The sequence below is a fragment of the Delftia sp. WY8 genome (genome assembly GCF_018437695.1).
Lineage (GTDB): Bacteria > Pseudomonadota > Gammaproteobacteria > Burkholderiales > Burkholderiaceae_C > Comamonas > Comamonas tsuruhatensis.
On the sequence record NZ_CP049795.1, the window covers coordinates 1,911,255 to 1,932,452 of the forward strand.

Annotated in this window: 17 protein-coding genes and 1 pseudogene; 10 read left to right on the top strand and 8 right to left on the bottom strand. The window is 66.0% G+C overall.

The features are described 5' to 3' along the window. Positions 1–25: 25 nt before the first annotated feature. Complete coding sequence (locus tag G4D77_RS08750) at positions 26–427, bottom strand: hypothetical protein (protein ID WP_154835204.1); 402 nt, start codon at positions 425–427, stop codon at positions 26–28. Between the two features lie 397 nt (positions 428–824). Then, positions 825–1,985, bottom strand: coding sequence for an IS30 family transposase (locus G4D77_RS08755; protein ID WP_016448150.1), 1,161 nt, complete (start codon positions 1,983–1,985; stop codon positions 825–827). A gap of 233 nt (positions 1,986–2,218) precedes the next feature. Between G4D77_RS08755 and G4D77_RS08760 the strand changes: the two genes are divergently transcribed. Further along, positions 2,219–3,895 (top strand): hypothetical protein, encoded by a 1,677-nt coding sequence (locus tag G4D77_RS08760; protein ID WP_016450329.1) that lies wholly within the window; start codon positions 2,219–2,221, stop codon positions 3,893–3,895. Between the two features lie 341 nt (positions 3,896–4,236). Further along, positions 4,237–5,637 carry an ATP-dependent RNA helicase DbpA gene (gene dbpA / locus G4D77_RS08765; protein WP_016454517.1) on the top strand — a complete coding sequence of 467 codons (1,401 nt, stop codon included), beginning with the start codon at positions 4,237–4,239 and terminating at the stop codon, positions 5,635–5,637. Positions 5,638–5,799: 162 nt separating this feature from the next. On the opposite strand, the gene G4D77_RS08770 is transcribed toward dbpA, so the two are convergent. Continuing rightward, the gene (locus G4D77_RS08770; RefSeq protein ID WP_034367759.1) at positions 5,800–6,747 is read right to left on the bottom strand and encodes a LysR family transcriptional regulator; all 948 of its coding nucleotides are present in this window, start codon (positions 6,745–6,747) and stop codon (positions 5,800–5,802) included. A gap of 66 nt (positions 6,748–6,813) precedes the next feature. Between G4D77_RS08770 and G4D77_RS08775 the strand changes: the two genes are divergently transcribed. The 3 genes and pseudogenes from G4D77_RS08775 to G4D77_RS08785 all read left to right on the top strand — a co-directional run bounded on the left by G4D77_RS08775 (position 6,814) and on the right by G4D77_RS08785 (position 8,595). After that, positions 6,814–7,596, top strand: a complete 783-nt coding sequence (locus tag G4D77_RS08775) for an SDR family NAD(P)-dependent oxidoreductase (RefSeq protein WP_154835207.1) — start codon at positions 6,814–6,816, stop codon at positions 7,594–7,596. 83 nt (positions 7,597–7,679) lie between these two features. Next, positions 7,680–8,147 (top strand): annotated as a pseudogene (locus G4D77_RS31075) (MerR family DNA-binding transcriptional regulator). Then, positions 8,140–8,595: a PaaI family thioesterase gene (locus tag G4D77_RS08785; protein WP_047471208.1), complete on the top strand. Its 456-nt coding sequence runs from the start codon at positions 8,140–8,142 to the stop codon at positions 8,593–8,595. The pseudogene G4D77_RS31075 and the gene G4D77_RS08785 overlap by 8 nt, the downstream one beginning before the upstream one ends. Before the next feature lie 98 nt (positions 8,596–8,693). Here the strand turns inward: G4D77_RS08785 and G4D77_RS08790 are convergent, their stop codons facing one another. The 3 genes from G4D77_RS08790 to G4D77_RS08800 form a co-directional block, all read right to left on the bottom strand. Further along, a complete protein-coding gene (locus G4D77_RS08790) occupies positions 8,694–9,995 on the bottom strand; it encodes an MATE family efflux transporter (protein ID WP_154835209.1) in 1,302 nt (433 codons plus the stop codon). A 435-nt stretch (positions 9,996–10,430) separates the two neighbouring features. Continuing rightward, a complete protein-coding gene (locus tag G4D77_RS08795) occupies positions 10,431–11,546 on the bottom strand; it encodes a 3-deoxy-7-phosphoheptulonate synthase (protein ID WP_016450323.1) in 1,116 nt (371 codons plus the stop codon). Positions 11,547–11,618: 72 nt separating this feature from the next. Then, complete coding sequence (locus tag G4D77_RS08800) at positions 11,619–13,856, bottom strand: hypothetical protein (RefSeq protein WP_154835211.1); 2,238 nt, start codon at positions 13,854–13,856, stop codon at positions 11,619–11,621. 176 nt (positions 13,857–14,032) lie between these two features. Between G4D77_RS08800 and G4D77_RS08805 the strand changes: the two genes are divergently transcribed. The 5 genes from G4D77_RS08805 (at position 14,033) to G4D77_RS08825 (ending at position 19,182) form a co-directional block, all read left to right on the top strand. Next, the gene (locus G4D77_RS08805) at positions 14,033–14,776 is read left to right on the top strand and encodes a GntR family transcriptional regulator (RefSeq protein WP_016450321.1); all 744 of its coding nucleotides are present in this window, start codon (positions 14,033–14,035) and stop codon (positions 14,774–14,776) included. Beyond that, on the top strand, positions 14,773–15,591 hold the full coding sequence (locus tag G4D77_RS08810; RefSeq protein WP_154835213.1) for a 3-hydroxybutyrate dehydrogenase: 819 nt from the start codon (positions 14,773–14,775) through the stop codon (positions 15,589–15,591). The genes G4D77_RS08805 and G4D77_RS08810 overlap by 4 nt, the downstream gene beginning before the upstream one ends. 75 nt (positions 15,592–15,666) lie before the next feature. After that, on the top strand, positions 15,667–16,983 hold the full coding sequence (gene fahA, locus G4D77_RS08815) for a fumarylacetoacetase (protein ID WP_154835215.1): 1,317 nt from the start codon (positions 15,667–15,669) through the stop codon (positions 16,981–16,983). Positions 16,984–17,081: 98 nt separating this feature from the next. After that, on the top strand, positions 17,082–18,653 hold the full coding sequence (locus tag G4D77_RS08820; protein ID WP_154835217.1) for an SPOR domain-containing protein: 1,572 nt from the start codon (positions 17,082–17,084) through the stop codon (positions 18,651–18,653). A 175-nt stretch (positions 18,654–18,828) separates the two neighbouring features. After that, positions 18,829–19,182, top strand: a complete 354-nt coding sequence (locus G4D77_RS08825; RefSeq protein ID WP_154835219.1) for an I78 family peptidase inhibitor — start codon at positions 18,829–18,831, stop codon at positions 19,180–19,182. A 76-nt stretch (positions 19,183–19,258) separates the two neighbouring features. On the opposite strand, the gene hemW is transcribed toward G4D77_RS08825, so the two are convergent. Both hemW and rdgB read right to left on the bottom strand, forming a co-directional pair. After that, entirely contained in the window at positions 19,259–20,503 is a 1,245-nt protein-coding gene (gene hemW, locus G4D77_RS08830; protein ID WP_154835221.1) for a radical SAM family heme chaperone HemW, read from the bottom strand. Further along, positions 20,500–21,102 (bottom strand): RdgB/HAM1 family non-canonical purine NTP pyrophosphatase, encoded by a 603-nt coding sequence (gene rdgB, locus G4D77_RS08835; protein WP_034367744.1) that lies wholly within the window; start codon positions 21,100–21,102, stop codon positions 20,500–20,502. Before rdgB ends, hemW begins: the two co-directional genes overlap by 4 nt. Between the last annotated feature and the right edge of the window lie 96 nt (positions 21,103–21,198).

A 21,198-nucleotide genomic window follows, 5' to 3' on the forward strand; every position in this document is an offset into this window, starting at 1 on the left:
GGCAACACTTTAGCAACCACTTATTTCAAACGCAAGCCCCGCACGCCAATCCCGCCGCCACACCCTCATCCGCAAACCGCTTGGCCGCCTTGAGCAGATAGCTCACGGCATAGAGGATGGGGTCGTCGGCCTCGTCGCCATTCAGGTGGTCCACCACCTCGATGGCATAGCCCAGGTTCACCGCCGTGTCGTGCAACAGGCCCAGCAATTCCTTGTCCTGCGGCTCCAGCGACTGCGCCTGATCGGCCTTCACGTAGTAGATGCGCAGCAGGTCCCGGCACACGCAATTGATGGCCGTGACCTTGTGGCGAGCGTGCAGGTCCAGCACATCCAGCGCGGCGCCCATGTGCAGGACGGCGTCGATGGCGAGGTCGGCGAGCCGAGGCGCGGCAGAAGCAGCCGTTGAATGATCGGGATGATGAGGCATCCTGCGATGCTCGTTGAATCGGCGAGGGGCGTCTCTACGGAATTCGTAGAACGGAAGCCGAGCCAGGATGGTTGTCTTCGGCTTGGATACGACGATGGCGGCCACCCGTGGAAAAGTCTCACCGGATTGCGCAAATCCTCGGAGTGCCGACTGCCTACCTTTACTGCGAGGACGATGATCTTGCTGAAGTGATCCTGGCGTGGAGCACGCTTGCTCGCGGCGGTCGGGCGCAGGAGAAAAAAGCTGTATTGGGGTTGGTGGCTAGGCGGCAGGGGGAACGCCTGGGCAGCCGCTATGACGGGATGTCGGCAGGATGGGGCGGCAAGAGATTGCTGGCTGCGTATCGATATCGCCAAGAGAAGCTGCTCCTCTCAGACGACGGCAACCGGCGGTGGATTCAACCGGTCAACGCAACACACTCATCAAACATTTCAGCAGGTGTTCTGAACCCCAGCGTCTTCCTGGGACGCTGGTTCAACTGCCTTGCAATCGCATCCAAGCTCTCCTGTGAGTAGCCCGACAGATCCAGGCCTTTGGGAAGGTACTGCCTGAGTAACCCGTTCGTGTTCTCGTTGGTGCCCCGTTGCCATGGATGGTGCGGGTCGCAGAAGTAGACCTGGATGTCGGTCGCCAACGTGAAGCGCTTGTGCCCCGCCATTTCCGAGCCGCGATCCCAGGTCAAGGAGCGGTAGAGCTCATGCGGCAGGCTCCTGGCATGTCTGGCTAGGGCCGCAGCCACGGTGTACGAGTCTTTGTCCACCAGCTTGACCAGCATCACATAGCGCGTGTGTCGCTCCACCAAGGTCGCGATCTGGCTATGAGCATCGCCGAACAGCAAGTCTCCTTCCCAATGCCCTGGCACGGCCCGATCTTCTATACAGGCCGGACGTTCGCTGATGGGGACGGCACCGACGATTCGGCCATGGATACTGGTCTTTTGCGTGTAGTGCCGTGAACGACGCATGCCTCTGGTGCGCCGCAAATGCTCCAGAAGCTCCTTCTTCAAAGCGCCCCGCGTCTGGACAAAGAGCGTGCGATAGATGGCTTCGTGGGACACCTGCATGCTCCTTTGCTCTGGGTAGGTCCGTTTGAGCCAACCGGCGATCTGCTCAGGCGACCATCGATGCTGCAGTTTGCCAGCCACGATCTGCGCCAGGGCTGGATTGCTCGCCAGCTTGCAAGGCTTGGGGCGGTGCGCACGCTCCCAGGCTGCTTCATCGGCGCGCGCAGCCCTGTAGCAACTCTTGCCACCGTTGCGGTGAAGCTCACGGCTGACAGTGGATGCAGCTCGCCCCAAGCGCGCGGCAACGCAGTGGATGGATTCGCCCGCAGCCAATGCCCGCGAGATCTCCTCGCGCTCAGCGAGAGTCAGTGCCAATCGTGATCGATGGCGCGCTGGCGGGCGGATTCCGCCGGTTGCGGCCAGGATGTTCTGAATGGAGGTATGTGGCCGATCGAACAGCTTGCCGATCTGGTGCAGGGTATCGCCCTTGCTCCAGCGATCCCACATCATCGCCTTCTGTGCTTCGGTGTAGTAGATCCGAGGTCGTTGCTTCATGGCCAGCACTCCTTGCGCCAGGTGCAGTCATTGTGTTGCATCGACCGGTTGAATTCACAGCCAAGAGCGGACATTGCTTTTATCCGATAGTCAAATCCAAAGCCGAATTTGCAACGTCGATTGAAAGTCGCAAAGGCTGGATATGGGTGTGTGGACAAAGTGTCAAGCTAACGGGCACCGAGCTTGGACACAATGGCGCCTCAGACGCCTTCTCGCCTGTCTACACCCCCCTCATGTCTTCCAACATCCTGACCTTTACCTGCATCGGCGCTGATGCCCTTATGCTCTCCGCGCTGCACGGTCACCTCCAGACCGCAGTCGGCCAGTTCGCCGACCAGTGGCCCGCGCCGCTGCAAGCTTGCTTCGACGACTGGGAGAAGCCCTTCGTGACCAGTACGTCGCTGCGGGGCGAGACGCTGCGCTTCGTGATTGACACCTCATCCGGTGACGAATTGGAGAAGGCGCATATCCAGGCACTGCACGACGCCGGCGCGACGCACATCCGAGTGCGCATCTGGTACGGGCAGGTCGGCGAAACGCGAACGCTGCATTACCAAGGCGGCAAAAAGGTTGCTGCCAAGGCCTTCCCGGCGCCGATGCTGACTGAGGAGGAGGAGCTGCTGGAGCTGCTGCTGGACGGCAAGGAGGCTGCCTTCGCCAAGGCCATCAAGGCCGGCGCACCGAAGAATGCCGTGGTCGATGGCACGCCGCTTCTGGTGCATGCGGCCAAGGCCCGGCTAGGCAAGGCGGTGTCGGCGCTGCTGGACGCGAACGTCGACCTAATCGCCTGCCTGGCCTGGGTCGACGAGGTCGCAGAGGTGGTGCAGAGCTACGGCGGCAAGAACACTCCGGCACTGCTGCGCACGCTCGTGCAGGCGCCACAAGCCGACCCCGTGGCGCTGTGGCGCTCGGAGTGTGTGCTGCGCGCGCTCTGCGAACATCCCGAACTGCTGGCCTTGCTGGCCTCTCGCGAGGGCGTGGACGTCAACGCGCAGATCCGCTGGGCCCTGCACCCGGAGCAGGTGAGGGGCAGCCTTCTCTTCAACAGTGTGAGTTTCTTTAAGGACCGGCTGGACGTGCTGGCCGTGCTGGAGACACTGGGCGCGCGCTCCGTTGCGCCGCCGGCCATGAGCGATCAGCGCCGCCTGGAGCGCCTGTACTGGCAGGAGCGCGACGCAGGAACCGTTGCCGAGCTGGTCGCCGCAGGGGTGAATCTGGACACCCCGCTGTGGGATGACCGCCCCACCTCCCTGCTGCGTAACGTCATGCGCCACCCGACGATGGGTTGCCAGCCGCTGACCCTGGCCAATGAGTTGCTCACCAACGGTGCCAGCGCCGCGTTCTGGATGGAGCCCGATGCGTTTCAGCGCGAGGTGTTAGTTGGCATTTTCGACGCCAAGGAGCGGGCGCTCATGGCCGACGTCCCACTGAACGGCGACCGACACTTCGTCCCGGCGCGCGATGGTCAGTTGATCTTGGATTTCTTGGCCGGGCTGCTTGCCCAGGGGTTAGACGCCAACATGCCTGTGCGCCTGTGCTTGCACAAATTGACGGGCAGCGGTATTGACGCTGACTTCCGCTACAAGCGTCTGTACTGGCGCGGCTCGCTGCTCGGTGCCGTTGCGCTGCTGCTGTGCGGTCGCGGCAGCGAGATGCGCCCGATCTGCCTACCGCTGGCGGCGCTGCTGCTGAGCTACGGCGCAGCCCCCGATGACGCAGGCGATCTGGTGGATAGCACGAAAGGCGAGATCTACTGGGACATCTTGCTGCGGGGCGACTGGAGCCGCGAGGCGTGGGACAGCCATCCCCCGACCGGCACGGTAGTTGAACGACTTCGCCATCGACAGAACCAAGTGCCGGACGAGGTCGACGCAGAACTCATCGCGATTTTGGAGAAGCGCGGCCGGTAGTAGGCCAGCCGACCGCTCGCCAGCCAACGTTTGCAAGAGCCTTCAGGCTTGCATTGAGTTATGCCGATGCGGCCGCAGGTCTTCGAAACTGGGGTGCTCTGGACGACCGCTTTTGAATTTGCTTCGAAGACCGCAATGGGTCGCCAGCCGACTGCTGGCCGGCAGCTTCAGGCTGGTTGCTATCTGTTAGCCCCACGGCAGACCTCTTGCCATCCATGCCGTCAACACCCCGCTGGCCGTCTTCTCGCACATGCCGGCAATGGCCCAGCAAGCCCCTGTTCTTTCTCAGTGACCAGCGTGCCGCGCCCCGGTCCTGAGAGCGCCAAAACTAAAATGCCGCCATGACTGCACCCTCGGCTTCCCCCCATTCCTTCGACAAACTTGCGCTTTCGCCTGCGACGCTCGCCAATCTTGAGCGGCTCGGCTACCTTGAAATGACGGCGATTCAGCTCGCCAGCCTGCCCCCTGCGCTTGAAGGCAAGGATGTGATCGCTCAGGCGAAGACCGGCAGCGGCAAGACCGCAGCCTTTGCCCTGGCGCTGCTGGCCAAGCTGGATACGCGCAATTTCTCGGTGCAAGGCCTGGTGCTCTGCCCCACCCGCGAGCTGGCCGATCAGGTGACGACCGAGATTCGCCGCCTGGCGCGTGCGGAAGACAATGTCAAGGTGGTGACCCTGTCCGGCGGCGTTCCGCTGCGCGGCCAGAACGCGAGCCTTGAGAACGGCGCGCACGTGATCGTGGGCACGCCCGGCCGTGTGATCGATCACCTGGACCGGGGCAATCTGAACCTTGATTCGCTGAACACCTTGGTGCTTGACGAAGCGGATCGCATGCTCGACATGGGTTTCGTCGATGACATCGCCAAGGTCGCCAAGCAGTGCCCCCCGCAGCGCCAGACCTTGCTGTTCTCCGCAACCTACCCTGAAGGCATCGCCAAGCTGGCCGCGCGATTCATGCGTGACCCGGTCACGGTCAAGGTCGCCGCGCAGCACAGCGGCGAGCAGATCGAGCAGCGCTGGTACGAGGTGGACAAGGAAGAGCGGCTGCCTGCGGTGGCTCGCCTGCTGGAGCATTTCCGGCCCGAGAGCACGCTGGCCTTCTGCAATACCAAGGCGCGCTGCCGGGCCCTTGCCGAGCTGCTGCAGGCCCAGGGCTACAGCGCGCTGGAGCTGCACGGCGATCTGGAGCAGCGTGACCGTGACCAGGTGCTGGTGCGCTTCGTGAACGGCAGTTGCTCCGTGCTGGTCGCCACCGATGTGGCGGCTCGCGGGCTGGATGTGACCAACCTGGGCGCCGTCATCAACGTGGACATCACGCCCGACCCTGAAGTGCACGTGCACCGCATCGGCCGCACAGGCCGCGCCGGCCAGAAAGGCCTGGCCCTGAGTCTTGCGACGATGGACGAAATGGGCGCGGTCGGAAACATCGAGCAGATGCAGGGCAGCCCATCCGTCTGGTACCCGCTGGACGAGCTGACGCCGACTCCCGGCGGCCGGCTCCTGCCATCCAAGGCCACCATCCACATCAATGCCAGCCGCAAGGACAAGATCCGCCCGGGCGATGTGCTGGGCGCGCTCACCGCAGACCTGGGCTACACCCGCGAGCAAGTGGGCAAGATCGACATCAACGAGTTCGCAACCTATGTGGCCGTGGACCGCAAGATTGCGCATGACGTGGTTGCCCGGCTCAATAGCGGAAAGATCAAGGGGCGAACGGTGAAGGCGCGCTTGCTCAAGGATTGAGCGGTTGCAGGCGCCGAGGCACGAACGACCACAACGGGTCGTTTCGCGCCAGCCACTGCCCATTCTTGTTTCGTTGGGATCGACGACCAACGATGGTCCTGGCTGCTCACCGGGTCCGTCGGCCGCGCCCTCGCCTTGAAAGGTCTGGAAAGACCGGGCCTGTCATGACTGCGCGGCAGGGTTGGCCGCTTCGGCTTTTTCTGCGGGCGGCTGCAGCCCTTCGGCCAGCGCCGCGCCCAGCGCGTCGATCACTGCCCGCACGCCCGGCACGTTGCGGCGGTCGCGGTGATAGGCCAGGTACACCGGGCAGGACGGCAGTGGCGCGTCCACCTCCAGCCGTGCCAGGCCGGGCACGGCATGGGCCATGGCGTCGGGCAGCAGGCAGATGCCCTGGCCTTGCTCCGTGGCCTCCTGGCGGGCCAGGTCGGAGGCGGATCGAAAGACGAACCGGGTGGCGCCCCGGCTGGCCAGCCACAGGTTGGAGGCGTCCTGCCGGCCGGTGGCCAGGTCCTGTCCCACGAAATCGTGGCTGGCGAAGTCCTGCACGCGCAGGCGGCGACCCGGCAGGCGCTGCTCGACATAGCCGTGCGAGGCGTACAGGCCAAACGTCAGTTGCCCCGCCCATTTCTCCACCACCACGGCCGAGCTGGAGCGCCCGACCCGGAGCGCGACGTCCACTTCGCGCCGCCCGACATCCGTGAAGCGCGACTCCACGGCCACTTCGATATGCAGCCCGGGGTGCGCGCTTCTCAACTGCGAGAGCACGGCGGTCACCGGCTTCACGAAGCCTTCGCCCATGCTGACGCGGATGGTGCCGGTCAGCGCATGGGCCTTCTCAGCGGGCCGGTCGTCGCGCTTGATGCCGCCCAGTCCCAGCTCGAATTGCTCGGCCAGCTCCACCAGTTCCATCGCATCGGGCTCGACCGTCGTCCCTGCGCTGCTGCGGTGTACCAGGGCGCGGCCCAGGGATTGCTCCAGCGCCTCGATGCGCCGCGCGACGGTGGAGGTGGACAGGCCGAGGGCAGCGCCTGCGGCCAGCAGGCTTTGGTGGCGGTGAAGCGCCAGGAGCACGCGCAGGTCATCCCAGGTGGTGGGCGGTTGGTTTTTCATGAATGCAAATCAGCTTACCAGCGCTGCCCATTCCCAGGCGGGCCCCCCGTCGCAATACTCGAGTGCATGAAAACCCCTTTTGATTTCTCCCAGAAAAACGTCCTGGTGACCGGCGCCTCCATGGGCATCGGTGAAGTATTCGCCAGGGAACTTGCCCGCCGTGGCGCCAAAGTCGTGCTGATCGCGCGCAGCCGCGACAGGCTCGAGAAGCTCGCCCGCGAATTGCCCGGCGCCGAATTCCTGGTGGAGGACCTGGCCGCACCCGGGGCGGCCCGGCGGGTCTTCGAGGCCGTCAGCGCCAGGGGCCTGCTGCCGGACCTGCTGGTGAACAACGCCGGCTTCGGCACCCACGGCAGGTTTGATGAACTGGCGCTGGACATACAGCGGGAGGCCATCGACCTGAATGTGGGCGCCCTGGTGGAATTGACGCACCTGTGTCTCCCCGCACTGGAGCAGCGCCAGGGCGGCGTCATCAACATCGCCTCCACGGCAGCGTTTCAGCCGGTCCCGTACATGGCGGTCTACGCCGCGACCAAGGCCTTTGTCCTTTCGTTCAGCGAAGCGCTCTGGGCCGAGTACCGGCCGCGCGGCGTGCGCGTGCTGGCGTTGTGCCCGGGCGCTACCGACACGGCGTTCTTCGCCCGCGCCGGCGAGGCCGCGTCCTTCGGGAAAAAAGCGTCCAGCGAAGACGTGGTTCGCCTGGGGCTGAAAGCCTTCGACGACAACCGCGCCTCGGTGGTGCACGGTTGCGCCAACTACCTGACGGCCCTGGGCGGGCGCATTGTCACGCGCGAGTTCATGGCCCGGTTCACGGCGCGCGTGATGAGGCCTGCCGCGCAGCCGGCTTGAAGACGACTGGCAAGAGACAGCGATAGAAAAAACCTGTCCCCTTCCCAACCCTAGCCCAGCACGAGCCTTGCTAGCCTTGGCACATGCTGATCTCCGAACTAGCCCGGCTCACGGGCGTCTCCATCCACGCGCTGCGGCACTACGAGCGCGCGGGCCTGCTCAAGCCCCGGCGACTGCCCAATGGCTACCGCGACTATCCGCGCTCGGCCCGGCGCGAGGTGGTGTTCATCGCCATGTCCCGCGCGCTGGGGTTCGGGCTGCCGCGCATTGCGGAGAACCTGCGCGCCTGACGTGCGGGGCGCATAGGCCCCGGTGACCTGGCCGATGCCGTGCAGCAGCGCGTGCAGGAGATAGACGAACAGATCGCCGCGCTGCAGGCCCAGCGCGCCCAGGCCCTGGACCATGTGCAGTGGCTGCGCGCCCGCCAGGCCGAGCGGGATCTGGCGCAGACGGCACCGGCCCCATCCAACGCACCCGACAAACCCGCCGCGCCCTGGCCGCGCGTGCGCCGTGCCGCTTCACCCACCACGAAGGAGACAAGCCATGACTGAGCCGACCACCCACCCCACCCCATCCACCCAGGCGCTGCAGAACGCCGTGCTGGCCATGCCCATGGCGCGCACCCTGGGCCTGCGCTTCGTGCGTGCCGAGCCCGGAGCCACCGAGCTGGAGATGCCCATTGCCGATGCCCTGTGCTTTCAGCCGGGCCAGTTGCAGGCCACGGCGGTCTTTGCACTGGGCGACTTTGCGGCGGTGTCGGCCGCAGGTTCACTGCTGCCTGCCGGCTGGGCCAATGCCACGGTGGACGGCAGCGTGAAGCTCTTCGCCCCCGCACGCGGCACCCACCTGCGGGCGCGCGGCCGCGTGGTGGATGCCGGCCGCGTGCTCAGCATCTGCGCAGCCGACCTGTATGCGGTGGCCGAGGATGGTCATGAAACGCATTGCGCGACCTGGCTGGGCACGGCGCGCAATCTGGAGCCCAGGCCCGTGCGGGCCTGAGAACGTTCCCCTGCCTCCCCACCCCGTATGTCAGCGCCTGCATCGTGGCGGTTGCGGGGTTGCCGAAGGACAGATCACCTCGCCAAGGGCCACCACTGCTACAGGCTCTGCTTCAAACCAATCTTCTCTTCGGATAGGGAATCTCGCCTGTTGCGGATAAGCAGGACCAACAGCGCACCGGACAGGAGAGAAGAAAATGAGAAAAAATAATTGATCATGGAATAACTGGAGCCATGAAACCCCAATGACATCGGGGCAAAAAACACCAATGCGTAAACAACCCAAAAAATGATTCTTGACGACCAATAAAGACCTAGCCCACCAGAAATTGCTGCCGCATAGAAAACCCCCACATCCGTAATTCCTTTGCACACCAAGGAAAGGAACCCCTCCCCGACAATTTGATAACCATTGGCCATCGATATTTCATAGAACAGCATGAATACAAACAATGCAACAGCCGGAATAATGGCACAATAAATCATCAATGAAGAAGAATCTTTAATGAACTGAAATTGCACTGCCCATCTTCCACGATTTTTTGATATCTCCATCGCCAGAAGAGCACAGACTCCCATGGCAGGCAGCTCTGCCAAAAGCAATATGGCAGAAGCTTGGGATTGAATTGCAGAATACATTGCACCCAGCCCTGCAACAGACATTGACAATATATAGAGCAGATATTTTCCAAAGAAAGAATTGGCATAACCAGGAATCAAAACGGAAAATATTCTTCTGCCAGGCAATCCACGAAAATTGAATGAAAAACCGAATTGACAGTATTTCCGCATCAAAGCATATGCGGCAATGGAAAAAATGATGTCACTGAACAGATAGGCAAGAGCGACCGAGTCATCACTCATCCACTCATTCCTCCCAAGCAGCACCAGCACAACAATCACACAGGCTGCATGGAAAAAAACCTGCCACATTCTGAATTTTGCAACGATGGAAGTATGTGATCTTGACTCAAGAACGCAGCTACATACATTGATGATTCCGAAGAATGGAATACACAGAATTATCAATCTTGCCTGCGATACGGCCCCATCCAACAGTTCCTCTGGCAAACCGGATATCAGGGTTTTCGAGATAACAGGAAGCCAATACACCAGAATAAAACAACCCCCCGTGTACAAGAGGACCAACCAGAATAGCAAACTGATGAGTGAATCGGATTGCTCCTTATCTTTGCTGGCAACCATTTCCGAAAAGAAGATGGCGCCAATACTCGCCGGCAATACAAAGAAAAGTGAAGCAAAGGAAAGGGCGATGCTGAATTGGGCAACAAGAGCAGGGCTATGGAAACTAATGGCAAAAATGGTGACCATGCAGGCAAGCGGCGGGGCGGAGCGCCCAACTGCGAGGTCAAATACCCGCTTTGCATCACCAGGCCTCATACCTATCCCTCCTCCGCAGAATCAAAACCCATGATATATGACCCGAATTCTTTGAAATGAAGATCCTGGGTTACGTTGAAGCTGCCATTCATTATTCATTGCCCGCCATCCCTGTCACTGCGGAATATGGACAAACATATCGGCGCAATCCTTGAGATACACTGGATGCAACAATAGAAAATCTCTTGAGCCGATATAAAAATCAATCATTCAATGCGAAAATGCATGACGCAATCGGACTGGTCTGAAAAGCGTGATGCGGGCATGCGCTGCCCCAGCATCTGAATGAGATCTCGCAGTCTGCCGACCCTGTCTTTACATCGGCGACCTGTATGCACGCCACTGCGCTGTAGCGGTTGCAGCATTGCAGTCCTGCCGAAGGACAGGACTGCTCCCTTGTCTGACGCGGGTCCAAAACAGACCCGGCCAGTCAACTCACCCCCGCAGCTTCGCCCGCCGCGCCTTCACCGCCGCAGCCAGCTGCTGCAGCACAGGCACGGTCTGCTCCAGGCTGATGCAGGCATCGGTCACGGACACGCCATGCGCCAGCGGCTGGCCGTCCACGATGTCCTGCCGCCCTTCCTGCAGGTGGCTTTCGATCATCAGCCCCGTGATGCGGGCATCGCCACCGGCGATCTGCTGGGCCACGTCGGCCGCCACATCGATCTGGCGGCGGTGCTGCTTGCTGCTGTTGGCGTGGGAGACATCGATCATGACCTGCGGGCGCAGGCCTGCGCCTTCCAGCAGGGCGCAGGCGGCCTGCACATGCTCGGCGCCGTAGTTGGGCTGCTTGCCGCCGCGCAGGATGACGTGGCAGTCGCCATTGCCGCGGGTCTCGAAGATGGCGGACTGGCCCATCTTGGTCATGCCCATGAAGGCGTGGGGCGCGCTGGCCGCCTGGATGGCATCGCTGGCCACCTTGACGCCGCCGTCCGTGCCGTTCTTGAAGCCCACGGGGCAGGACAGGCCACTGGCCAGCTGGCGGTGGCTCTGGCTTTCCGTGGTGCGCGCGCCGATGGCGCCCCAGCTGACCAGGTCGCTGATGAATTGCGGCGACAGCAGGTCCAGGAATTCCGTGCCCACGGGCAGGCCCAGGGCCAGCACGTCCAGCAGCAGGGCGCGGGCCATTTCCAGGCCTTCGTTGATGGCGAAGCTGCCGTCCAGGTGCGGGTCGTTGATGTAGCCCTTCCAGCCCACGGTGGTGCGGGGCTTCTCGAAGTAGACGCGCATGACCACGAGCAGCTCGCCGGCCAGGGCGTCGGCCTGGGCCTTGAGCTGGCGCGCATAGTCCATGGCCTGGTCGTGGTCGTGGATGGAGCAGGGTCCGACGACGACGATGAGCCGGTCGTCCCGGCCCTGCAGCACGTCCGAGATGGCGGCGCGGCTGGTTTCCACCAGTTGCTGCGCGGCTTCGGGCGCGGGCAGCCATTCCTGCAGCAGGGCCGGGGTGATCAGGGGGCGCACGGCCTTGATGCGCAGGTCGTCGATGCGGGTGGTGTCGTGCGTGCTAAGGGGCACGGCACTGCGTTGTACGTGGGTGGGGGTGGTCATGGCGCTATTGTCGCGCCTTGAGGTTTCCCGACCGGGGCGGGGCAAGTGGCTTGCCCGCCCCTTGGCCTTGACTTACTGAGCCGCCGGTGCCGCTGCTGGCGCAGGCGCAGGTGCGGACTCTGGCGCAGCCGGCACAGCGGCCGGTGCCGCGCCGTACTGCCAGCCGGCGGGCAGCAGGCCATCGACCCAGTGCAGGCGCCAGGCCATCAGCGCCAGCAAGGCCACCACGGCCAGCGCCACCAGGGTGTTGCGCAGGCCGTTGCCCTCCGCATAGGGGTCGCCCGCCGTGCGCCGTGCACCCACCGGCACCTTGGCGGTCTGCGAGAGGCTGCGGCCCAGCGGCAGGTTGATGCGCATGCGGCCGTTGATGGCCCAGCCGCTGGCGTCCAGGATGGGCCCCAGGCTGCGCTGGCGCAGCTTGAGCCAGGCAATCATCATGCTGGGCCCGGAGATGGCCGCGATGAGGCCGACCAGGGCCACGGGAATCCAGGGCCCCAGGTCGATGAACTTGCCGAAGATGCCCACCAGCACGGCGCTGATGGAGCCCAGGGCCACGCCCAGGGCGGCCACGGTGCCCACATCGGTCTTGCGCGATGCGGCGGCAGCCGTGGCGGCTGTGGCGTTGGCCGCAGCGGTGCCGGGCGCCGTGACCAGCTGGCCGGCCTGCGTGCCCAGGCTGGCGGTCACGCCCTCTTCCTTGGCCGAGGCGCGCTTGGCCACCTGTTCCTCCACCATGCGCAGGAATTTCTTGTAGGGCAGGAAGAAGGCCTGACCGATGCTGGTGGGGTTCTCGATGAGCTTGACGATGGTGGCGTCCCAGTCGTTGCCCGCGCGGTCATAGAACACGCCGTTGCGGCCCACGAAGAGAAAATCCACATCGCCCGCCGTGAAGGCCGCGACGATGGCTTTCTTCTTGCCCTCGCGCCGCAGCTCGCAGTAGGCCAGGCAGGTCTTGGCACGGCCGGCCAGCGCGGCGTGGGCGGCGGTGTCGCTCACTTCCACGGTCAGGTCGCAGCTGCGCGCATCCAGGTAGAGCGTGCCGGCCTGGAAGGCCGCGCCCTCGCGCCGGTAGAAGCTGCTGAACGAGACGAAGTTGTTGAGCAGCACCAGCAGGTCGCGCTGCAGGCGGATGAGCTTTTCCAGCGCCACAGCCTGCAGGCTGTGTTCCTTCTCGGACTCGTCCTGGGCGATGAGGTCCAGCAGCGCGGCTTCCTGGCCGCCGTCCAGCAGCGCCTGCACCTCCTGTTGAGGCAGGGCATCGAGCGGCGTGGCGGGCCGGGCCGCCAGCCATTGGCGGCAGGGCTGCAGGGCGGCCTTGACCTGCTCCCACTGCGCGGCGGTGATCTCCTGCAGGTCTTCGCCCAGCACGGGCTGCACGGCCTGCTCGCGCAGCGCCTGCAGCGCGCCGGCCCATGCGGGGTTGACCCCCTGCGTCAGCGGCAGCGCGCGATCGGCCGCCACGGCGGCCAGGGGCAGCGCGGCAATGGCTTGGGCGCCGCTGTCCAGCACTTCGCGGCCCAGGGCGGCATAGCCCTCCACGGAGGGGTTGAGCGGGTCCTGCGCGCGCGTGTCGAAGGCGGCCAGGCGTGTGCGTGCGAAGAAGTCGTCCACCTTGGCCTGGACCGCGTCCACGGCGCGGGCGGCGGCCAGGGCCTGGTCGCGCTCGGCAATGCCGCAGCCCAGGGCCTCGGCGCCCGCATGCCAGTCGCGCAGTGCGCGCAGGTCCGCATAGAAGGCCTCTGCCTGCTGGCGCGCGATGCCGGCCACGCCGTCGGCGCCGGCAGCGGTGCCGTAGGCCTTGCCAATGCGTTCAATCAGCTCGGCCAGTGCCTTGTCGCCCTCGGCCGTGGCGGGGCTGACGATGCCGTCGCCATTGAAGCGCATGGCCGCCAGGGAGGCCAGGCGATCGCGCACCTGGGCCAGGCTCAGCGCGGCGCCGCCGGCCTGGCCGGACAGGGCCAGCATGCGCTCGGCCTCGGCATGCAGCAAGGCGCCCTGCTCGCTGTCGCGCTCCAGGCTGGACAGTTGCAGCACGTCGCCGCCATCGGCCAGCACCTGGGGGTCACGCACGCGCGCCACGGCCCATTGGCAGGCGGCGATCAGTTCGGGCGGGCGGATGCGGCCGTCCTTGTCTTCGTCGATCAGGTCCAGCGTGTCGCTGTCGAACTCGATGCCGCGCGTGGGGCAGGCCAGGGCCACCCACAGCTTCTGGTCCAGCTCGCCGATGTGCGCAATGTCCTGCCCGGTGCGGATGACCACCTGGTCCACTCCACCGGCGCGAAAAAACTCCCAAGCATGTTGCTGCTGCATGAAATACCCAACGGCCGCTCTGGCCAACGTTCGAAAAACGGAAAAAGGGCCGCAGTTTAAAAGTCATTCGGCCTGTCCAATTGAAGACATTTGTCAACGACGGGCGTCAGTGCAGACTGTCAGGGCTATTGCTTTGTGCAAAAATAAAAGCACTGAATAGATACTTTATTGCCTTCATGCCCTCCAACTCCACCGCGTCGGCCCCTCAACAAGGCCGGGACAAGCTGCACCTGCAGCTGGCGCGGCTGTTCCGCAGCAAGGTGTCCACGGGCGCCTGGCCCGTAGGCAGCGCCATTCCCACGGTGCAGGAGCTGCAGGCGCTGCATGGCGTGTCGCGCACCACGGTGCGCATGGCGCTGGGCGCCCTGGTGGCAGAGGGCCTGCTGCTCACGCGCAAGCGCGGCGGCACGCGGGTGATTGCGGCGCCCTACAAGCCGCCGTCCTTTCTGCTGCCCACCAGCTGGAAGGAGCTGGTGGCCTTTGGCGCCCACATCGGCCAGATCACCCTGCACACCGGGCGGGACTGCCTGCCGCCGATTCCCGAAGGCTTCCCCGACGTGGGCCGCATGGCCCCCGCCTACGTGCACCTGCTGCGCGTGTACGACCATGACGCGGCGCGGTTTTGCCTGTCGCAGCTGTACCTGGAGCAGGAACTGTTCCCCGAGATCGAGGCCCAGCTGCAGCGCAGTTCCCTGGCCGTGGCCCTGAGCAGCGACCCCTCGCGCATTGCCGTGGCGCGCCAGCACCTGAGCGTGGCGCCGGCCGACGAACTGGCCGCCGAGCACCTGGGCGTGGCCCTGGGCACGCCGCTGATGCAGGCGCTGCGCTGGGCATGCAACGCCGATGGGCTGCTGATCTACTGGGCGCGGGTGCGCTTTCTCAGCGAGTACGTGCATATGGAAATGGATCTTCTGAAATGAACCCCACCCCCTCCGCCCCGGCCAGCCGCCCGCATGCGGGCCGCGTGGCCTGGATCACCGGCTCGACCAGCGGCATCGGCCTGGCCGTGGCGCGCCATCTGGCCAGCGAGGGCGCGGCCATCGCGCTGCATGGCCAGGCCGCCGCTTCTGCCGAGACCGATGCGCTGGTGCGCGAGATCGCCCAAACGCATGGCGTGCCGGTGCGCCACTACGGGCTGGACCTGCGCGACGGCAGCGCCATCGCCCCGCTGGCGCAGCGCATTGCGGCCGAGATGGGCGCCATCGACATCCTGGTCAACAACGCAGGCATGCAGCATGTGAGCCCGCTGCTCGAATTCCCGGCCGGCAAGTGGGACGAGCTGCTGGCCGTCAACCTCTCGGCGCCCTTCCACGCCATCCAGGCCTGCGCGCCGCAGATGCTGGAGCGCGGCTGGGGCCGCATCATCAATATCGCCTCGGTCAGCGGGCTGGTGGGCGTGGCGCGCAAGCCGGCCTATGTGGCCAGCAAGCACGGGCTGATCGGGCTGACCAAGTCGGTGGCGCTGGAGTTCGCCACCACGCCCGTGACCTGCAACGCCATCTGCCCGGGCTGGGTCCTGACGCCGCTGGTGCAACGGCAGATCGATGCGCTGGCCGAGCGCGACGGGCTGGATGCCGACGCGGCGGCCCGCCAGCTGCTGGGCGCCAAGCAGCCCTCCCAGGCCTTCGTGACCGTGGAGCAGGTGGCGGCGCTGGCCGGTTTCCTGGCCAGCGAGCAGGCCGCCCAGGTGCGCGGCGCACACTGGAACATGGACGGCGGCTTTGCCGCCGCCTGACCCCGCCACGCCTCGCCCTGCCCCGCCAAACCCCTTTTCATACCAACGACAGACAAACCCAACCAGGAGAGACAGATGTCCTTGAACGAAACCCATGACGCAGGCCTGCGCAGCTGGGTGGCCTCGGCCAACACCGGCGCCAGCGACTTCCCCATCCAGAACCTGCCCTACGCGGTGTTCCGCCGCGCAGGCAGCCAGGAGGCCTGGCGCGGCGGCGTGGCCATCGGCGACCAGGTGCTGGACCTGGCGCGCGCCAGCGCCCTCAAGGCCCTGGGCGATGCCGTGCAGCCGCAGCTGGAGGCCGCTTCGCAGCAGCGCCTGAACGGCTTCATGGCCATGGGGCCGGCCGCCTGGTCGGCCCTGCGCCTGGCGCTGTCGCGCGCGCTGCGCGAAGGCGCTGCCGCGCAGGACGCCCTCAAGGATTGCCTGGTACCCCAGGCCGAGGTGGAGTACGCCGTGCCGGCCCAGGTCGGCGACTACACGGACTTCTATACCTCGGTGCACCACGCCACCAACGTCGGCAAACTGTTCCGCCCGGACAACCCGCTGATGGAGAACTACAAGTGGGTGCCGATTGGCTACCATGGCCGCGCCTCCAGCCTGCGCGTGTCGGGCGTGGACTTCCGCCGCCCCATGGGCCAGCTGAAGGCGCCCGACGCCGCCGCGCCCGCACTCAAGCCCTGCGCACGCCTGGACTATGAGCTGGAGATGGGCATCTACACCGGCGCCGGCAACGCCTGGGGCGAGGCGATTTCCATGGACGAGGCCGAACACCACATCTTCGGCCTGTGCCTGCTCAACGACTGGTCGGCGCGCGACATCCAGGCCTGGGAATACCAGCCGCTGGGCCCCTTCCTGTCGAAGAACTTCGCCACCACGGTCTCGCCCTGGATCGTGACGCTGGAGGCGCTGGAGCCCTACCGCACGGCCTTCACGCGGCCCGCCGCAGATCCCCAGCCCCTGCCCTACCTCAGCTCGCCCGCCAATTCCGAGCGCGGCGCGTTCGACGTGCAGCTGAGCGTGGCGCTGGAGACCGGCCGCATGCGCGCCGAAGGCCAGGCCGCCCAGCAGATCACCCACACCAGCTACCGCCACGCCTACTGGACCATGGCCCAGCTGGTGGCCCACCACAGCGTCAACGGCTGCGACCTGCAGCCCGGTGACCTGCTGGGCACGGGCACGCTGTCCGGCCCCACCTCCAGCGAGGCCGGCGCTCTGCTGGAGCTGACCGAAGGCGGCAAGAAGCCCGTGGCGCTGGCCAATGGCGAGAGCCGCACCTTCCTGCAGGATGGCGATGCCGTGATCCTGCGCGGCTGGTGCGAGAAGCCGGGCGCCGCACGCATCGGCTTCGGCGAGTGCCGCGCCACCGTGCTGCCAGCGCGCCAGGGCTGACAGCAGCCTCCAATCGATCGGGCGCGATGGATTCGCCCGATCGATAGCCACGAATGTCGTGATTCCGACAGCCACGAGTGCATGACACAATTGCTGACATGCCCGCCCCATCGGAAGAAGCCCTCTCAGCACCTCCCGCCACCATCGACTTCGGAAGGCAGGCGGCCCCTGCACGGCAGGAGCCCGCCTTTGCCGAGCCCGGCACCGCCAAGAGCCCCAGCAAGCTGCCGCCCTCGATCGCCAGCGCCTTCGCCGCCGCAGCCTATGCGCTGCAGCACGGCGATGACGGCCCGGCCGCCGACGAACGGGCGGCCCCCGGCGCAAGTTCCGGCACGAATTCCGGCACGACCAGCTTCACCGGTGGCCAGGGTGCAGGCCTGATGCCCGGCCTGTACGCCAGCCTGATTGGCGAGCCCTCGCGCGACTACTACCTGCGGCTGTTCGAGCGCTTCGACGCGCTGGGCAAGCCCTTGCCTACCTGGAACCTGGCCGCAGGCCTGTTCACCCTGCCCTGGTGCGGGCTGCGCGGGCTGTGGCAAGAGGGCGGCCTCTATGCGCTGGCCGCCGGCGGCACGGGCCTGGTCTGGGGCCTGCTGCTGCGCCCCGCGCTGGGCCTGCCCCCGGCCATTGCCCACGGCATCGATGCCACGCTGGTGCTGATGGCCATTGCCATTCCCGGCCTGGGCGCCAATGCCCTGTACTGGCACCATGTGCGCCGCCTCACACTGCAAGCCATTGGCGAGGCTCCCAACATGGCCGCAGCGCACGAACGCCTGGCCCGCCGCGCGGCCACGCCCTTGCGCAAGCGCCTGGCCGTGGCGGCCGGTGCGGTGCTTGCCGCCGCTGCGGGTGCCGGCATCTGGGCGCTGTCGGGCACGCCACATTTCATGGCGGCACAGACGGAGGTGATTCCATCCGAAGCCGTACCGGCCGCTGCACCAGTTTCGCCAGCTGCACCAGCCGTGGCGCCAACGCCCGCCGCAGCCTTAGCTGCCGTTGAAACGCCAAGGACGGAACCGGCGCCCACACCCGCCCCCACTCCTGCACCCACGCCCCGGCCGCAAGAGCCAGTCGCCCAGGCCGAGGCGCGCCCTGATCCGCAAGCGCCCTTGCCCGCTGCCGGCAGCACCGTCTCCGGCACGGTCGAACCCATGCCCGTAGTAGCAGCGGCCGGCGCTGCGGGTGCCGTCGCGGCCACTGCAGCGGCAGCCATTCCCGTCAAGGCCGCGTTGGTGCCAGCCAAAGCGCCTGCACCTGCACCTGCACCAGCGTCCGTACACACAGCCACTCCAGCGCCCGCCAAGCCCTCCAAGGTGGCGGCTGAAACCAAACCAGCCAAGCCTGCCAAGCCTGCCGAACCCGTCGCAAAGGCCCCGGCACCTGCCAAGCCTGCCTCGGCGGCTCTGGAGCCGGGCAACTACTACATCAACATCGGCGTGTTCTCTGAAGCCGCCAATGCCGGGCGCGTGGTGGAGCGGCTGGAGAAAGCCAAGCTGCCCACGCTCAGCCAGACCCTGCACAGCAACAAGGGCGAGATCGTGCGCGTGCGCTCGGGCCCCTTTGCCAAGCAGCGCAGCGCCGATCAGGCGGCGGCCAGGATACGCGCCATGGGCCTGGAGGCCACGGTCTTCCACCACGCCCCCGCGGAAGGCCGCAGCGCGCGGCGGTGATGCCCTGGCAGCACCTTGGCAATGCCTTCGTGATGCCTTTGCTGCCGCCTGTTACTTCCGCATGCCAATGGCACCGCCCGAGCCCGGCTAAGGTATGCGGCGTTGTCCGAGGCGATGCGCCAGCGCCCGCCCTGATACTGCGCAGCACACACCCCCTGAATTGAGGAGACAGACCATGCCGATGATCACCACCCCAGCCCTGCACCGCCGCCTTGCCGCCCTGGCCCTGCTGGGCGCCACCACCCTGGTGGCAGGCTGCGCCGGCATGAGCAATCCTTTTGGCGGCAGCAGCGGCGGTGGGGCGCAACCGGCCCCGCGCCCCGTGCAGGTCTGCAATGCGGCATCGGCCCAGTCCTTCGTGGGCAAGAGCAATACCTCGGCCACGCTGGAGGCCGCCCGCAAGCAGTCGGGCGCCTACATGGCCCGCGTGCTGCGCGAAGGCCAGCCAACGACGATGGAGTTCAATCAGGAACGCCTGAACCTGGTGGTCGACGGCACAGGCCGCATCGTGGCCGTGCGCTGCGGCTGATCGCCGACCGATTGCGCGGTGGCGCTGGATGAAGAAAGGACGCCGAGGCGTCCTTTTTCAATCGTCGTCGGCCCGCTCACTCGGCCAGGAACAGCTCCTGCAGGTCGCTGAGGAAGTCAAAACCCCGCTCCGTGGGCACCACCCGGCCCAGGTCGCGCGTGATCAGGCCCTTGGCCTGTGCCGCATCCAGCCCCTTGGCGATGGACGACAGCGGCAGGCCCGTGCGCTCCATGAAGTCCTGCAGCGCAAAGCCTTCGCGCAGGCGCAGCGCGTTGAGCATGTACTCGAAGGGCAGGTCGGCGCGGCGCACCTCGCCGTCCTGCGCCAGTGGCGCGCCGGCCAGGGCCTGGTCCATGTAGCGTGCGGGATCGCGAAAGCGCACCTGGCGCACGATGCGGTGGGCAAAGCTGAGCTTGCTGTGCGCGCCCGCGCCAATGCCCAGGTAGTCGCCGAACTGCCAGTAGTTGCGGTTGTGCCAGCACTGGTGGCCCTCGCGCGCATAGGCCGAGATCTCGTAGCGCTGCATGCCTGCGGCGGCGGTGCGCGCGGTGATGCGGTCCAGCATGTCGTAGGCCAGGTCGTCCTCGGGAATGGCCGGCGGGAACTTGGCGAAATACGTATTGGGTTCGATGGTCAGGTGATAGACCGACAGGTGCGGCGGCGCGAAGGACAGGGCCACGTCCAGGTCACGCGCCAGGTCCAGCTCGGTCTGGCCGGGCAGCGCGTACATCAGGTCGATGTTGAAGGTCTCGAAGCTGTCGGCCGCCTCGCGCACGGCCGCACGCGCCTGGGCGCCGTCGTGCACGCGGCCCACGGCCTGCAGGAAGCGGTCGTCGAAGCTCTGCACGCCAATGGACAGCCGCGTGACGCCGGCCGCGCGAAAGGCGCGGAAGCGGTCGGTCTCGAAGGTGCCGGGGTTGGCCTCCATGGTGATCTCGCAATCGGCCTCCATGCGCAGGCGCGCGCGGATGGCGGCCAGCAGCCGGTCGATGGACTCGGGCGCGAACAGGCTGGGCGTGCCGCCACCGATGAAGATGCTGTGCACCGTGCGGCCCCAGATCAGCGGCAGCGCGCTTTCCAGGTCGGCGACCAGGGCGTCGATGTAGCGGTCTTCGGGCAGCTCGGGGCCGTCGCGGCCGTGCTCGTGCGAGTTGAAGTCGCAGTACGGGCACTTGCGTATGCACCAGGGCAGGTGCACGTACAGCGACAGCGGCGGCAGGCTGCCCAGCTGCAGCGTGCCGGGGCGCATGTAGTGCTGGATGTCGCGCTGCACGGCGGCCTGGGCGCCGGCGGCCGCATCCTGGGGCTGGATGGGAATCATCGCACCCAGCGCTCGCGCACGAGTTCGATCATCTGCAGCGTGGCGCGGCCGCGGTGGCTGTGCGCGTGCTTCACGGCCGGGTCCATCTCGGCAAAGGTCTGGCCCAGCTCGGGGATGTACATCACGGGGTCGAAGCCGAAGCCCTGCGTGCCACGGCGCTCGGTGGTGATCTCGCCCTGCACACGGCCCATGGCGATCAGCGGTTCGGGATCCTTTGCGCTGCGAACGCCCACCAGGGTGCTGACCATGGCGGCGCGGCGGTCGGCCACGCCCTGCATCTGCTCCAGCAGGGCGCGCACGTTGTTGTCATCGCTTTTCTCGTAGCCGAACTGCGTGCAGTAGTAGGCCGTATCCACGCCCGGCAGGCCGCCGAAGTGCGAGACGCACATGCCGGCGTCGTCGGCAATGGCGGGCAGGCCGGTGCGCTCGGCTGCGAAACGGGCCTTGGCCAGCGCGTTCTCCACGAAGGTGCAATGCGGCTCGGGCGCCTCGCCCTCGAACAGGTCGCCCTGGCGGATCAGCTCCACCCCCAGCGGGGCGAACATGGCTTGCAGCTCGGCGAGCTTGCCGCGGTTGTTGGAGGCCAACACAATCTTCATCGTAGAAATCCAGTCGGGCGCCCGTGCGCCCTTTGTCGTCAATAGGTTCGGTAGTCCATGCGCGCCAACGGCACCGCTGCCGCGGGCCGGCAGCGG

Excerpts from the sequence above, each read along its gene's own strand:
- G4D77_RS08750 (WP_154835204.1), bottom strand. The coding sequence starts at position 427 with ATGCCTCATCATCCCGATCATTCAACGGCTGCTTCTGCCGCGCCTCGG.
- fahA (WP_154835215.1), top strand. The coding sequence starts at position 15,667 with ATGTCCTTGAACGAAACCCATGACGCAGGCCTGCGCAGCTGGGTGGCC.
- G4D77_RS08825 (WP_154835219.1), top strand. The coding sequence starts at position 18,829 with ATGCCGATGATCACCACCCCAGCCCTGCACCGCCGCCTTGCCGCCCTG.
- rdgB (WP_034367744.1), bottom strand. The coding sequence starts at position 21,102 with ATGAAGATTGTGTTGGCCTCCAACAACCGCGGCAAGCTCGCCGAGCTG.
- dbpA (WP_016454517.1), top strand. The coding sequence starts at position 4,237 with ATGACTGCACCCTCGGCTTCCCCCCATTCCTTCGACAAACTTGCGCTT.
- G4D77_RS08760 (WP_016450329.1), top strand. The coding sequence starts at position 2,219 with ATGTCTTCCAACATCCTGACCTTTACCTGCATCGGCGCTGATGCCCTT.
- G4D77_RS08785 (WP_047471208.1), top strand. The coding sequence starts at position 8,140 with ATGACTGAGCCGACCACCCACCCCACCCCATCCACCCAGGCGCTGCAG.
- G4D77_RS08820 (WP_154835217.1), top strand. The coding sequence starts at position 17,082 with ATGCCCGCCCCATCGGAAGAAGCCCTCTCAGCACCTCCCGCCACCATC.
- hemW (WP_154835221.1), bottom strand. The coding sequence starts at position 20,503 with ATGATTCCCATCCAGCCCCAGGATGCGGCCGCCGGCGCCCAGGCCGCC.
- G4D77_RS08755 (WP_016448150.1), bottom strand. The coding sequence starts at position 1,985 with ATGAAGCAACGACCTCGGATCTACTACACCGAAGCACAGAAGGCGATG.
- G4D77_RS08790 (WP_154835209.1), bottom strand. The coding sequence starts at position 9,995 with ATGAGGCCTGGTGATGCAAAGCGGGTATTTGACCTCGCAGTTGGGCGC.
- G4D77_RS08775 (WP_154835207.1), top strand. The coding sequence starts at position 6,814 with ATGAAAACCCCTTTTGATTTCTCCCAGAAAAACGTCCTGGTGACCGGC.
- G4D77_RS08805 (WP_016450321.1), top strand. The coding sequence starts at position 14,033 with ATGCCCTCCAACTCCACCGCGTCGGCCCCTCAACAAGGCCGGGACAAG.
- G4D77_RS08795 (WP_016450323.1), bottom strand. The coding sequence starts at position 11,546 with ATGACCACCCCCACCCACGTACAACGCAGTGCCGTGCCCCTTAGCACG.
- G4D77_RS08810 (WP_154835213.1), top strand. The coding sequence starts at position 14,773 with ATGAACCCCACCCCCTCCGCCCCGGCCAGCCGCCCGCATGCGGGCCGC.
- G4D77_RS08800 (WP_154835211.1), bottom strand. The coding sequence starts at position 13,856 with ATGCAGCAGCAACATGCTTGGGAGTTTTTTCGCGCCGGTGGAGTGGAC.
- G4D77_RS08770 (WP_034367759.1), bottom strand. The coding sequence starts at position 6,747 with ATGAAAAACCAACCGCCCACCACCTGGGATGACCTGCGCGTGCTCCTG.